Annotated in this window: 11 protein-coding genes; 1 reads left to right on the forward strand and 10 read right to left on the reverse strand. The window is 57.9% G+C overall.

What is annotated here, in order from left to right; all coding sequences use genetic code 11:
• Positions 1-6 precede the first annotated feature (6 nt).
• Positions 7-2,820 carry an RHS repeat domain-containing protein gene (locus GVL50_RS05145; protein WP_159811985.1) on the forward strand — a complete coding sequence of 938 codons (2,814 nt, stop codon included), beginning with the start codon at positions 7-9 and terminating at the stop codon, positions 2,818-2,820.
• A 68-nt stretch (positions 2,821-2,888) separates the two neighbouring features.
• Here GVL50_RS05145 and GVL50_RS05150 read toward each other — a convergent pair whose 3' ends face one another.
• From GVL50_RS05150 to tcyJ, 10 genes are all read right to left on the reverse strand, one after another.
• Complete coding sequence (locus tag GVL50_RS05150) at positions 2,889-3,533, reverse strand: methionine ABC transporter permease (RefSeq protein WP_034151854.1); 645 nt, start codon at positions 3,531-3,533, stop codon at positions 2,889-2,891.
• Positions 3,523-4,644, reverse strand: coding sequence for a methionine ABC transporter ATP-binding protein (locus GVL50_RS05155; RefSeq protein WP_159811986.1), 1,122 nt, complete (start codon positions 4,642-4,644; stop codon positions 3,523-3,525). The genes GVL50_RS05150 and GVL50_RS05155 overlap by 11 nt, the downstream gene beginning before the upstream one ends.
• Positions 4,645-4,646: 2 nt before the next feature.
• Positions 4,647-5,456 (reverse strand): MetQ/NlpA family ABC transporter substrate-binding protein, encoded by an 810-nt coding sequence (locus GVL50_RS05160; protein ID WP_159811987.1) that lies wholly within the window; start codon positions 5,454-5,456, stop codon positions 4,647-4,649.
• A gap of 119 nt (positions 5,457-5,575) precedes the next feature.
• Positions 5,576-6,934, reverse strand: coding sequence for an LLM class flavin-dependent oxidoreductase (locus GVL50_RS05165; protein WP_159811988.1), 1,359 nt, complete (start codon positions 6,932-6,934; stop codon positions 5,576-5,578).
• Positions 6,934-8,127 carry an SfnB family sulfur acquisition oxidoreductase gene (locus tag GVL50_RS05170; RefSeq protein ID WP_159811989.1) on the reverse strand — a complete coding sequence of 398 codons (1,194 nt, stop codon included), beginning with the start codon at positions 8,125-8,127 and terminating at the stop codon, positions 6,934-6,936. The genes GVL50_RS05165 and GVL50_RS05170 overlap by 1 nt, the downstream gene beginning before the upstream one ends.
• 36 nt (positions 8,128-8,163) lie before the next feature.
• Positions 8,164-9,405 carry an SfnB family sulfur acquisition oxidoreductase gene (locus GVL50_RS05175; RefSeq protein ID WP_159811990.1) on the reverse strand — a complete coding sequence of 414 codons (1,242 nt, stop codon included), beginning with the start codon at positions 9,403-9,405 and terminating at the stop codon, positions 8,164-8,166.
• Positions 9,406-9,792: 387 nt separating this feature from the next.
• Entirely contained in the window at positions 9,793-10,557 is a 765-nt protein-coding gene (locus GVL50_RS05180; RefSeq protein ID WP_159811991.1) for a hypothetical protein, read from the reverse strand.
• Positions 10,558-11,021: 464 nt separating this feature from the next.
• A complete protein-coding gene (gene tcyN, locus GVL50_RS05185) occupies positions 11,022-11,771 on the reverse strand; it encodes an L-cystine ABC transporter ATP-binding protein TcyN (RefSeq protein ID WP_053116512.1) in 750 nt (249 codons plus the stop codon).
• Positions 11,772-11,773: 2 nt separating this feature from the next.
• Complete coding sequence (gene tcyL / locus GVL50_RS05190; protein ID WP_008083614.1) at positions 11,774-12,490, reverse strand: cystine ABC transporter permease; 717 nt, start codon at positions 12,488-12,490, stop codon at positions 11,774-11,776.
• On the reverse strand, positions 12,490-13,290 hold the full coding sequence (gene tcyJ, locus GVL50_RS05195; RefSeq protein WP_053116513.1) for a cystine ABC transporter substrate-binding protein: 801 nt from the start codon (positions 13,288-13,290) through the stop codon (positions 12,490-12,492). The genes tcyL and tcyJ overlap by 1 nt, the downstream gene beginning before the upstream one ends.
• Positions 13,291-13,548 lie beyond the last annotated feature (258 nt).

Here is a 13,548-nt window from a genome sequence, read left to right on the forward strand (position 1 = left end):
ACAACCATGAAGGCGACTCAGCACTCATCTCATCCCACACTGTCCGTCGTCGACCCGCGAGCATTGGCGATTCGCAGCGTTGCCTACTGCCAGCACCCGGACAAACCCGACGTCGAACCGCGCATCACCCGACAGATCTTCGATGAGGTGGGGCGCGAAGTGGCGGCGTGGGATCCCCGGTTGTGGGGAGTCGCGCCGAAACCGAATCTGAGCACCGTTTACGACTTGAGCGGTCAGGTGTTGCTGACGGACAGCGTGGATGCCGGTTGGCAGTTGAATCTGTGCAATGACGCAGGTTCGCAGCGTTCCTTTTGGGATGCACGGGGTAGCCAATGTCATCGTGAATTTGATGATTTGCAGCGCCCGGTTGCACTGACGGAGCAGGCTTTTGGCGAGCAGCCACAGGTGGTTGAGCGCTGGACTTATGCCGATGCCACGGAGAGTTTCGCCCAGCACAATCAGTGTGGTCAGCTGCTTCGTCATGACGACCCGGGCGGTGGCCAGTTCCTAGGCGATTATGGTTTGTCGGGTGCAGTGCTGGAGGAGTCTCGACGGTTTCTCATTGAGCTGGATGCGCCGGACTGGCCGCTTCTACTGGACGCCCGAGACGAACTTCTCGAAGAAAAAGCCTACGTCACCCGATACGCTTTCTATCCAACGGGCGAGGTGCAGCGTCAGATCGATGCAGCGGGTAATACACAAATTTTCCATTTCAACGTGGCGGGAAAATCCTCTGCGACATGGCTTTTGCAATCCGGTGAAGGCCAACATCCACAGTGCCTTGTCAGCGAAATTCGTTATAACGCACAAGATCAGATCGAAAGTGAAACGGCAGGCAACGGCGTTGTATCAAGTGTGGATTACAGCCCTGAGGATGGTCGCCTGCTGAAGCTTTTCGCAGGTGTCGCCGGGCAACAGCCTTTGCAGGATTTGAATTACGCCTACGACCCGGTGGGCAACATTGTCGAACTCGAAGACAAGTGCCAAACCATAAGCCACTTCAACGGCCAGCGCATCGACCCCGTCAGCCGTTATCGCTACGACAGCCTGTACCAATTGGTCGAAGCTAAAGGTTGGGAGGTCAGCAAACCGAGCCATGGCCCGGCGCTACCCGATCTGCTGCCTGTGCCGCTGGATCCCGCGCAGCGGCGCAATTACACCCAGACGTTTGCTTACGACGCGGCAGGTAACTTGATCACGCGGCATCACAGTGGCGCGCCTGGGTTTTCGATGTTCACTTCTGCGCGCAGCAATCGGAGTCTGGCGCAGCTTGACGATGGATCCCTGCCGGGAGAGGCGCAGATAACGCTGGGGTTTGATGCGGCGGGTAATCAGCTGGAATTGCAGCGTGGGCAGGCCATGACGTGGAATGTGCGCAATGAGTTGGGTCGGGTGACGTTGGTGCCGCGTGGGGCTGAGGCGGATGACTCTGAGTTTTATGTCTACGATCAGCCGGGGCATCGGTTGCGTAAGACGCAAATCAGTCGGGCATCCGGGCAAACCCTGACAACAGAAGTGCGTTATCTGCCGGGTCTTGAGATTCATCGCGAAGTCGGCGGAGTAGAGCGGCATGTAGTCAGTGTCGACGCCGGGCGGAACCACGCGCGATTACTGCATTGGCCCGAAGGTGCTGAAAGCGATCAATGGGGTTACAGCCTCGGTGATCATCTTGGTTCCAGCTCGATGGAGTTGGATGAGCGCGCGGGGGTATTAAGCCAGGAACACTATTACGCGTTCGGCGGTACGGCATGCTGGGCTGGCAAGAGTGATTTGGCAACGAAGTACAAATCTGTCCGTTATTCGGGTAAAGAACGTGATCTTTCGGGACTTTATCATTATGGCTATCGATATTACGCGCCGTGGCTTTGTCGATGGATAAATCCAGATCCAGCGGGGTCGGTCAATGGTCTGAACCTTTACTGCTTTGTCGGAAATTATCCTGTTGGAAATAGTGATAAGGATGGGCGGTATTATGAAGGGAGAAATGATGAGTTTGAGGCGAGGCTTATATCCTCAAAAATGATAATCCTGGCTCGCGGTCTTTCAGAGTTTACTCATTCGCAAGCCGATACAATACGGGCTCAAATGCAAGAGGCGGAGATCATTTACGAAGGCGCTCAACAGGCGGTTTATAGTAATTTACAAGGTGGTAAAGATGTTTTGCAAAGTTACTTTGGCCCGTCTTACAAGAGTGTTGCCACAAAGCTGCTAAGTTATTTTGCCAGTGGAGAGGTTTTGGCCAGACATTATAAGGGGGCTGCTGGGGATGGAAAATTTGTCGGCGCAATATCAATCGATGCTCCATTTACTGCTATGGTGGCACCTGCAGATAATTATGGCCGTGTAGTTGTAGATATGGACTTTGTCAGCAATAGAGAGCTTCCAGCAGTCTTGGCGCACGAGTTATCTCATTTAATCCGCGTTGACGGTATAAACGTTGTAGGGGCGGGAACAATGGATAGTTTCTACTTGGGTACTCTATATCCGTTTCTCTTGGGCTCGTCTGCAACGCCAGATAGTATTACTCATCAGGATATTTCTGAGTTGATTTTGAGTGGTGGTTTGACAGTTGAGTATATGGATACTTTTCCTGGCTCTGGGTCTGACTTTAGTCGTACGGTTGAAAGCTACATGGGTATAGCAGGAGCGGGAGCGAGCTTGAGCGACGCGGTGTCGCTATTCAACAGTGATCCCGATTTGAGAGCTGAAATGTCAGTTAATAATGCGGACAGTGTTGCATACTCTGCCAAGAGTTTGAATTCGCTGTATCGTGCACGTCAGTCTAACGGTCGAATGTTTACGGCTATACACGGGAATTGATTGGATGTTTACACTTGACCGGCGAGGGGGCAGCAACCTCCTCGCTTTTAAGCGCAATCAAATTGCTTTCAACGTTTATTCAACCCTCGAGCCAACCGATCCCCACCCAACTGAATCACCGCCACCAACGCCACCAGCAACACAATCACCGTCAGCATGATCTGGCTATCAAACCGCTGATACCCGTAGCGATAAGCGATATCCCCCAACCCGCCCGCACCAATCGCCCCGGCCATCGCCGATGAGTTGATCATCGTCACCAGCGTAATCGTGAACCCGCCGACAATTCCCGGCAGCGCTTCCGGCAACAGCACATGCCAGACAATGTGCCAACGCCGGCACCCCATCGCCTGCGCGGCTTCGATCAAACCATGATCAACCTCACGCAAACTCACTTCAGCAATCCGCGCAAAGAACGGCGTCGCCGCAATCGTCAGCGGCACAACCGCCGCCCAGACTCCGTACGTAGTGCCGACAATCAACCGGGTAAACGGAATCAGCGCGACCATCAGAATCAGAAACGGGATCGAGCGGAACAGGTTCACGAAGGCGCCCAACGCACGGTTCAGCACCGGCGCTTCGTAGATGCCGCCCTTGTCGCTGGTGACCAGAATCACCGCCATGGGAATCCCCACCAGCAGCGCGATCAGCGATGACACGCCGACCATCAGGAACGTGTCGATAAACCCCTGCAACAAGCGATCAAACCACATAACCCAACACCTCCACTCGTTGCGCCCACGGTGCGGCGCGCTCGCGCAATTGCTCGGCGCTGAACGCTGTGCCGCTGACGGCCAATAACAGTTGCCCCAGTGCATGCCCCTGAATCCGTTCGACGCCGCCCTGCAGCAGCTTCACCCGGCCACCGAGTGCGGTAAAAAGTGCCGCTAGATCCGGCTCGTCGCTGGCGCTGCCGGTGAACTGCAAACGCAGCACCACGGCTGCGTCGGAGGAGGGCGGCTGGGGGTGCAAACGGCTCTGCAATTCTTCCGGCAAGGCGTGTTGCAGCGGCGCGAGCAAAGTCTGGCTGACCTCGTGTTGCGGATTGCCAAATACTTCCCACACCGGGCCTTGCTCGACGACGCGGCCATGCTCAAGCACGACGACGCGGTCGCAGATTTCGCGGATGACTGCCATCTCGTGAGTGATCAGCACGATGGTCAGGCCCAGGCGTTGGTTGATCTCGCGCAGCAGGCCGAGGATCGACTGGGTGGTCTCCGGATCGAGTGCCGAAGTCGCCTCGTCGCAGAGCAAAATATCCGGATCATGCACCAGCGCGCGAGCGATGCCGACGCGCTGTTTCTGGCCACCGGAAAGCTGCGCCGGATAGGCTTTGTGCTTTTCTTGCAGACCGACCAGTTCGAGCAGTTCGCGCACCTTTTTCTCGCGTTGCTCTTTCGGTACGCCAGCCACTTTCAGCGGCAGTTCGACGTTCTGCCAAACGGTCTTGGCCGACATCAGATTGAAGTGCTGGAAGATCATGCCGATGCGTCGGCGCAGCGCCACGAGACGGTCTTCATCGAACTCGCCGATGTCGACCTGATCGATCAGCACGCGCCCCGACGTCGGTTGTTCCAGACGATTGATGGTGCGAATCAGCGACGACTTGCCGGCGCCGCTGCGACCGATGATGCCGAACACTTCACCGCGCTGAATCGCCAGATCAATGCCCTGCAGCGCCGCGACCGGGCCTTGTCGACCGTTGTAGGTTTTGCCCAGTCCGATGAAGCGCACATGAGCGCGATTCAGTTCCGGATGCAGTTCGGTTTTTTCAGCATTGTGTGGCTCTGGAATTTCCAGTCGCCGTTGGATCGCGGCCGTCATGCTCAGCTTTCCCAACCGGCTTGATACAGCTTGCCGTGGGCCTTATCCAGCGCCGCGCGAACGGCTGGCGAATGCTGGTAGATGTCGACGAATTTGATCAGGCGCGGATCGGTTTTGCTCTTCGGCTGGATGACGAACTGGATCACGTATTCCTTGTGGTCGAGGCCGTCGAACAGCAGCGCCGAACCGGCATCGAAAGTCTTCGCTAAACGAATGTAGGCCGGGTAGCCCTGCACCAGATCGGCGTCGTCATAAGCGCGCACCAGTTGCACCGCTTCGACTTGCAGGATTTTGATTTTCTTCGGGTTGGCGACGATGTCGTCTTCGGTGGCCTTGTAGCCGACGCCGGGTTTCAGGGTGATCAAACCGGCCTTGGCCAGCAGCTGCAAACCGCGACCGCTGTTGATCGGATCGTTGGCGATGGCGACGCTGGCGCCTTCTGGCAGCTCGTCGAAGCTTTTGTATTTTTTCGAATAGAGGCCGACGTTGTTGATGATCCCAGGGGCGAACGGCACCAGATCGAAACCGGCGGCGGCCTTGGCGTTTTCAAGGAAAGGGATGTGCTGGAAGTAGTTTACGTCGATGTCGCCGGCGGCGAGGCTGACGTTGGGTGCGATCCAGTCAGTGAACTCCACCAGCTCGACTTTGAGGCCTTGTTTGGAGGCTTCTTCGACGGCGGCTTCCAGCGGGATGGCGAAGGCGGCGGTGGTGCCGACTTTGAGTGGGGCGTCGGCGGCGAAGAGTGTCGAGCTGAACAGGCCGAGGGCCAGGGCCAGTGCTTTGACTGGGTGGGACAGGAGTTTTTTGGTCATGATGGTTTTTCCAGTCAGTGCATAAATTTGGGGTGTCTGGTCGGGCCTCTTCGCGAGCAAGCCCGCTCCCACATTTTGGAATGCGTACCCCTGTGGGAGCGGGCTTGCTCGCGAAGCTTTTAGCGGCGAAATGCGGAACCGGTGTGTCGCTCAGGCAGTTGCGCCGCACCGTGAAACAGCTTCTCGCGCAAGCTGCCGCTGTCGTACGCGGTCTTGTACGACCCGCGCCGCTGCAACTCGGGAATCACCAGCTCAATAAAATCGACATAGCTTTCCGGCGTGACAATCCGCGTCAGGTTGAAACCATCCAGGCCGGTCTCAGCGATCCACGATTCCAGCTCATCCGCCACTTGCTCAGGCGAACCGACCACGGTGATGTAGCGGCCACCGAGCGCGTGCTGGTCGAGCAATTTGCGTCGCGTCCAGTCGTTGTTCTGCAGGTTTTTCGTCGCCGATTGAATGGCGTTGCTCTTCACGTACTGGATCGGTTCGTCGATTTCGTACTGAGAAAAGTCGATGCCGGTCGATGCAGAAAAATGCGCCACGCCGGCCTCGGCACTGGCGTAACTCAGGTACTCGGCATGCTTGGCCCACGCCGCTTCTTCGGTCGCGCCGACGATCACGTTGAGGCCCATGAACACCTTGATGTCCTCAGGATAGCGCCTCGCCTCAACGGCGCTGGCGCGCACCTTGTCGACCTGAACCTTGGTCGATGGCTTGTTCTGACCGCTGATGAACACGCACTCGGCGTGACGCCCGGCAAAGAGCAAACCGCGATCGGAACTGCCGGCCTGAAACAACACCGGCGTGCGCTGCGGTGACGGCTCGCAGAGGTGATAACCCTCGACCTGATAGAACTCGCCCTTGTGCTCGACCTTGTGCACTTTCTCCGGCTGCGCGTAGATCCGCTGCTCGCGATCGTTGAGCACCGCGCCGTTTTCCCAGCTGCCTTCCCAGAGTTTGTAGAGCACTTCCAGGTACTCGTCGGCCTGATCGTAACGACGGTCATGCTCGACTTGTTCGCTGAGGCCCATGGCTTTGGCTGCGCTGTCGAGGTAGCCGGTGACGATGTTCCAGCCGACACGGCCGCGACTCAAATGATCGAGCGTCGACATGCGCCGGGCGAACAGATAGGGCGGCTCGTAGGTGAGATTCGCGGTGAGACCGAAGCCAAGGTTCTTGGTCACGGCGGCCATCGCTGAAACCAGCAGCAGCGGGTCGTTGACCGGCAACTGGATCGACTCTTTCAGCGGCACATCGACTGAGTTCTGATAGACGTCGTACACGCCGACGATGTCGGCAATGAACAGGCCGTCGAAGAGTCCGCGCTCCAGCAATTGCGCCAGTTCAGTCCAGTATTCAATAGTGTTGTAGCGCGTCGAGGTGTCGCGCGGATGCGTCCACAAGCCATGGTTGATGTGGCCGATGCAGTTCATGTTGAACGCGTTGAGCAGAATCTTCTTTTTCGCCGCGCTCATCAGATTGTCCCTCGCAGCGGAGGGTTTTCATCGTTGAGGTAATAGTTGCCGACGGCGTGATATTTCCAGCGCACCGGATCGTGCAAGGTGTGCACGCGGGCGTTGCGCCAATGACGGTCGAGGCCGTGCTCGATCAGCGTGGCTTGGCTGCCGGCCAGTTCGAACAATGTGCTGCCGGCGGCTAGGGAAATTTCAGTGCTGATCGCGCGGGCTTCGGCGACAGCAATCGATGCCGCAGCGACGGTTTCGGCATTGCTCTCGGCTTGTGCGGCGTCGAGAAATTCGCCGGCGCGTTCGAGCAAGGCTTCGGTGGCGTGCAGACGAATGCTCAAGTGGCCGAAGCTTTTCAGCGTCAACGGATCTTCGGTGGCTTTGTCGTTGCCGGAATCGATCCATGGCCGGGTTTTGCTGCGCACAAAGTGCAGCGCGTCTTCGTACGCGGCGCGGGCGATGCCGGTGTCGATGGCGGCGTGAAGGATCTGCGCCAACGGGCCAACCGTGGTCGGGCGTTCGAAGGCGCTCTGGAATGGCAGCACGTCTTCAGCGGCGACGTAGACGTCTTCGAATACTACCGAACCGCTGCCGGTGGTGCGCTGGCCGAAACCGCTCCAGTCGTCGATCACGCTCAGGCCTTGGCTGTCACGCGGGACGAACGCCAGTTGCTGCACGCCGTTTTCATCAACAACCGAGGTCGGAATGCGCTGCGCGTAAATCGCGCCGGTCGCATAGAACTTGCGACCGTTGATGCGATAACCGTCGCCGTCGCGCTTGAGGCTGGTGACGCGGTCGTGAGCGGTTTTGGTGCCCAGTTCCGCCAGCGCATTACCGAAGCGCTGGCCGGCGAGTACTTCGGCGTACAGCCGTTGTTTTTGCGCGTGGCTGCCGTTCACGCGCAGCACTTCCAGCGCATAAAAATGGTTCTGTGGAATCTGCCCGAGCGAACCATCAGCCTGAGCGATCAGGGCGATGACTTTGGCCAGGGTGACGTTGGACACGCCAGCGCCGCCGTATTCCTTCGGCACGCTGATGCCCCATAGGCCCGAGCGGGAAAACACGTCGAGTTCCGGCAGTGGCAGGCGTCGTTCGCGGTCGCGCACGGCGCTGTCGCGTTTGAAATCTTCGGCCAGGTCGCTGGCGACAATCAGGGCTTGCTCATCGCTGGTGATGACCGCGACGTGATGGGAAAAAGTCATAGGTTTCTCCATTGCACTTGAGAAAGTGTGCGGTCGTCAGATCCAGGAATGGCGGGCCGGCAAAGTACCGTTGAGGCGATAGGCGCCGACCGCGTGATATTTCCAGCGCACCGGGTCGTGCAGCGTGTGCACGCGGGCGTTGCGCCAGTGACGGTCGAGGTTGAATTCGGCGAGGGTCGCGCGGCTGCCGGCCAGTTCGAACAGTTTTTCGCTGGCGAGTAAGGAAATCTCGGTGGTCAGCACTTTCGCTTCGGCCACGGCAATCGAAGCGCGCGCGGCGGATTCGGCGGTGAGCGGCGCGGCGTGCACCTGATCGAGCACTTTGCCGGCCTTGCGCAACAGCGCTTCGGCGGCGTGCAGTTCGATTTTCAGTTTGCCGATATCGGCGATCACATAGAGATCATCGCTAGCGCGTTCGACCTTGGCATCGATCCATGGTCGCGCGCGGGTTTTGACGAACTCGATAGCGTCGTCGATAGCACCACGAGCGATACCGGCGTCGATCGCCGCTTGAATCAACTGCGACACCGCGCCTTGGGTGTTGGGGATTTCGTTGATCTTCCAGTTGTCGACGACCAGGCTCGATTCGACGCGAACATTGTTCAGCAAAATCGTGCCGCTGGCGGTGGTGCGCTGACCGAAGCCCGACCAGTCATCGACGATGCGCAAACCCGGGGTGCCGCGACGGACGAAGGCCAGCACTTGCTTGCCGTCATCGTTGAGCGCTTTGACTGCGACCCAGTGCGCGAACAGTGCACCGGTGGAATAGAATTTTTGGCCGTTGATCACGTAATCGTCGCCGTCGGCGGTGATGCGCGCTTTCAATTCCAGGGTGTTTTTGGTGCCGCGTTCCGGGCCGGCATTGCCGATGCGCCAGCCTTCCAGAACGCTCTGGAACAGCTGTTTTTTCTGCGCTTCGGTGGCGCTGCCGAGCACCAGATTGATGATGCCGAACTGGTTCTGCGGAATCTGTCCCAACGCCGGGTCGGCGGCGGAAATGATCGCGAACACCTCGGCCAGGGTGACGAATGAAACCTGCGGGCCACCGTATTCGCGCGGGATGGCGATGCTGCCTAAACCACTGCGGGTGAACTGCTCGATTTCCGACCACGGCAGCTTGCGCTGACGGTCGCGTTTGGCGGCCTGCAGGCGGGCGACTTGCGCCAGTTCATGGGCAGCCTTGATGGCTTGGGCGTCGTTGCGCAAAACCTGCGCGGGCAACAATAACGGGGCGATGTCCAGATCCGACTGGACGTTTGCGTCTGCCAGACTGGACATCAGTGCCGCTCCTTGGCTGCACGCAATGCCCTGGCGATCTGCACTGGGGTGATTGTGTTCCGGACCATACTACCTACCTCACATCTCATGAAAAACGCCGCAAAAGTGCGACGAACGAAAGAATGTCCGGTGGTCCGGTTCATATACCCTAAGCGTGTATAAATATTAAATAAACTAACTTTTAGGAATATGCATAGAAGGGGTGATGGTCGGGTTGGTTAACAATTTTTCTGTACCGACACGCCCTCTGTGGTGATTGGATTTTTGTGGTGAGGGGATTCATCCCCGATGGGGCGCGCAGCGGCCCCGCTTCTAATGGGGCTGCTGCGCAGCCCATCGGGGATGAATCCCCTCACCACAGAATCCCCTCTCTCTTGGAGATGTGGGCTAAGGCTTGCGGGATTCGGCGGCTTTGAGCTCCGGCCTCAGCGGCACTTTCAGATAAGGATTCGCGCATCCAATCTTCAATGTCCGTGGCGGCGCCCAGCGCGAGTTATTGCCCACCCGATCAATCACGCAGTACGTCACGTCCAGCCGCAAATCCTCGCCCGCTTCGACAATCACCGCCGGCGGCACCCACACCTGAATCGCCCGCCCGACATCGGCCGCCGTGACTGCCGGCAGATCCATGCGCACATCGCCCCAGCGCAAGGTGATTTCGTCGTCTTCGGCCATGTTCACGTAGGGCTCGATGGTCAGCGGCACACCGCGTTTGATCTGGTTCGGATTCACGCCCTGACGGCGAATAGTGTCGGGCAGGGTGACGGGTGCCAATTGCTGGTTTTCGTCTCCAGACAGCGCTGGGGGCTGGCCGCCCGGGCAATCGAGTTTGACCTGCACCCGCGTCGCCGCCGACAGCGCCGGGCCTTGGCCAACCTGCATGAGCCGGTAATGAATGCTCGCCGTACCGTCGACGATAAAACTCTCCGGCACACGCAGACTGACGGCCTCGCCCACCTCGTCGCGGGTGAGTACATGGGAGGCGACGTAGCAGCGATTCCAGAACAGTTCGATCAGATCGCCGGCGTCCATGCCGGGGTAGGGCGCCACCTCGATCAGCAGGTGTGCAGCCGCAGACAGGTTGATGCCGGTTTTTTGCGCGGACGCGAGGATCGGCGCCGCCAGTTCGGGGGTGTTCGAAGTGCGAGTCATCGGTTTCTCTCCTTGAAGCCTTGCAGCGAAGTCCGTTTCTGAAAAACAAAAGGCGTGAATTGCCAGGCAATACAACAGCGAACTTCTGTTGCGTCAGAATGCTGGTTGATTGAACTAATAAACGTCGGTTGGCGACTAGATAAGAGCGTGCGGGAAGTGGAGTCAATAGAGGCGTTAAGCTAATCCGTGAATTACGAATTAATCAGAACCTTCCTACGCTTGCGAGGCATTCTGCCTAGGAGGATTGGCGAATGAGACCACGATTATCCGGGCGTTTTGCCGGTTTCGAGGGCGAGACTGTTTGAACCCAATCATGGTTTGAGCAGGGTTTTCTATTGATATGTGTCTGTTGCAGAACATATAAGTGCACTGCATTCAGGGTGTTTGTTATTGCAGGAAGTTTATCAGGCGGAATAAGCGTAACTTCCATCCGTGGAAGTTAGTGCTTAACGCATTGAACAGACTCAGGCGTGATTCAGAAACTTGCTGAGAAACTGTTTGGTGCGCTCTTCTTTCGGGTTGGCAAACAACGCTTTGGCTTCGCCTTGTTCGACGATCACGCCTTTGTCGAAAAACACCACACGGTTGGCCACGTCGCGGGCAAAACCCATTTCGTGAGTCACGATAACCATGGTGCGTTTCTCTTCGGCGAGACCACGAATGGTCGCCAGCACTTCACCCACCAGTTCCGGATCGAGGGCTGAAGTCGGCTCGTCGAACAGGATCACTTCTGGCTCCATCGCCAGCGCCCGGGCAATCGCCACACGCTGTTGCTGACCGCCAGACAGGCGACGCGGATAAGCGTCCTCTTTGCCCGCCAGACCGACCTTGGCCATCAGCTTTTTGCCCAGGGCAATGGCGGCGTCGCGTGGCATCTTCTTGACCACGACCGGGCCTTCGATGACGTTTTCCAGCGCGGTGCGGTGCGGGAACAGATTGAAGTTCTGAAAGACGAAACCCACGTGCTGGCGCAAATTGCGCACCAGACCCTGCTGCTGGTTCAACGGGCGGCTGGTATCGATTTCGATATCGCCGACCTTGATCCGGCCGCTGGTGGGCTGTTCAAGGAAATTCAGGCAGCGCAGGAACGTCGTTTTCCCCGAACCGCTGGGGCCGATGATCGCGACGACTTCGCCTTCCTTGACCTCGAGGTCGATGCCGTTGAGCACGACCTGACCCTTGAATTGCTTGGTCAGTTTTTCCACGACAATCATCGTCAGGACTCCTGGTCGTGCCGATTGACCCGCTCTTCCAACTTGTTCTGGAAGTGCGAAAGCACCGTGGCCAGAATCCAGTAGATCAGCGCGGCGGCAAGATACATGGTGAAGACTTCGAAAGTCCGGGCGGTAATCAGTTGCGCCTGACGGAACAGCTCCGGCACCTGAATGGTGGCGGCCAGTGCCGTGTCCTTGACCAGCGAGATGAAGCTGTTGCCCAGCGGCGGCAGCGCCGTGCGCATTGCTTGCGGCAGGATGGCCCGACGCAAGGTTTGCGCGCGGGTCATGCCGATGCTCGCGGCAGCTTCCCACTGGCCACGTTCGATCGAACCGATCGCGGCGCGCAGAATTTCACAGGCGTACGCGGCCATGTTCAGCGAGAAGCCGATCAGCGCTGCTGGTAACGGATCCAGTTCGATTCCCAGTTGCGGGAAGCCGTAATAGATCACGAACAACTGCACCAGCAGCGGCGTCCCGCGAAAGAACGACACATACACGCGCGCCAGCCAGCTCACTGATTTGAAGCGCGACAGGCGCATCAACGCCAGGCCGAAGCCCAGCAGCAAGCCGAAGAACATCCCGCCGAGGCTGAGGACTACCGTGTAGTACGCGCCCTTGAGCAGAAAGGGCGCGGAGTCCAGCAACAGCGCCGATGTCTCGGCGAGTTGCTGGCTCAACTGCGGGAAGTGCGCTTCGAATTGAAATCCAACTTCCATTATTTAGTGACGTCTGCGTTGAAGTACTTCTCGGACAGCTTCTTCAACGTGCCGTCTGCACGCAGTTCGTCGATGGCCTTGTTCACGGCCGCCAGCAGTTCCGGCTCACCTTTACGCAGGGCAACACCGGCTTCCTGACGGGAGAAAGCTTCACCGGCGGCGACGGTTTTCGGGGCTTTCTTGGCGTATTCCAGCGCGGCCAGACGGTCGATCAGGATGGCGTCGGTGCGACCGTTGTTGAGGTCGGCAAACTTGGTCGGATCATCATCGTAGGTGCGCACGTCAGCGCCCGGCACGTTGGCGCGAACCCATTGTTCGTAGTTGGTACCCAGGCCCACACCGACTTTTTTGCCGGACAGGTCAGCGGCGGTCTTGATGTTCAGTGCGGACTCTTTGCTCTTCAGCACCAGCGCCTGAATACCGGAAACGGTGTACGGCTCGGAGAAGTCATACTTCTTTTTGCGCTCGTCGGAGATGGTCACCTGGTTGACCACAACGTCGAGACGCTTGGATTCCAGCGCCGCGAGGATGCCGTCCCATTTGGTCGGCTGGATCTTCGCTTTGACGCCGAGTTTTTGCGCGATCGCTTCCGAGAGCTCGACTTCGAAACCGGACAATTTGCCGTCGGCATCGACGAAGCTGAACGGAGGGTACGTGCCTTCCAGGCCGACGTTGATAACGCCTTTGTCCTTGATCTGTTGCAGCTGCTCACCGGCCACGGCCTGGCTGATCAGACCGGCGCTCAGCGCCAGACCCAGTGAACCCACCAGCAGATTGCGACGTAGTGCGGAAAAATTCATGACGAGCCCCTGTGTTTTCTTATGGAAGACGCTAAAGGAAAGTTGGCGAATTCGTGATTCGTGCGCCTGCGTTATCGTGCCCTAAAGCAGCTTATGCGTCTTGCGCGAAATTCGCCTGCGGCGAGACTATAAGACGTCTGCGTTAGACTTGAAAATACTTAATATCTAATTTGTTAGATCTTATTTGAATATTGATCGTTCCCACGCTCTGCGTGGGAATGGCTCTGGGGACGCTCCGCGTTCCAGCTTTAAAAGGGA

The sequence above is a fragment of the Pseudomonas sp. 18058 genome, assembly GCF_902706155.1.
Lineage (GTDB): Bacteria > Pseudomonadota > Gammaproteobacteria > Pseudomonadales > Pseudomonadaceae > Aquipseudomonas > Aquipseudomonas rustica.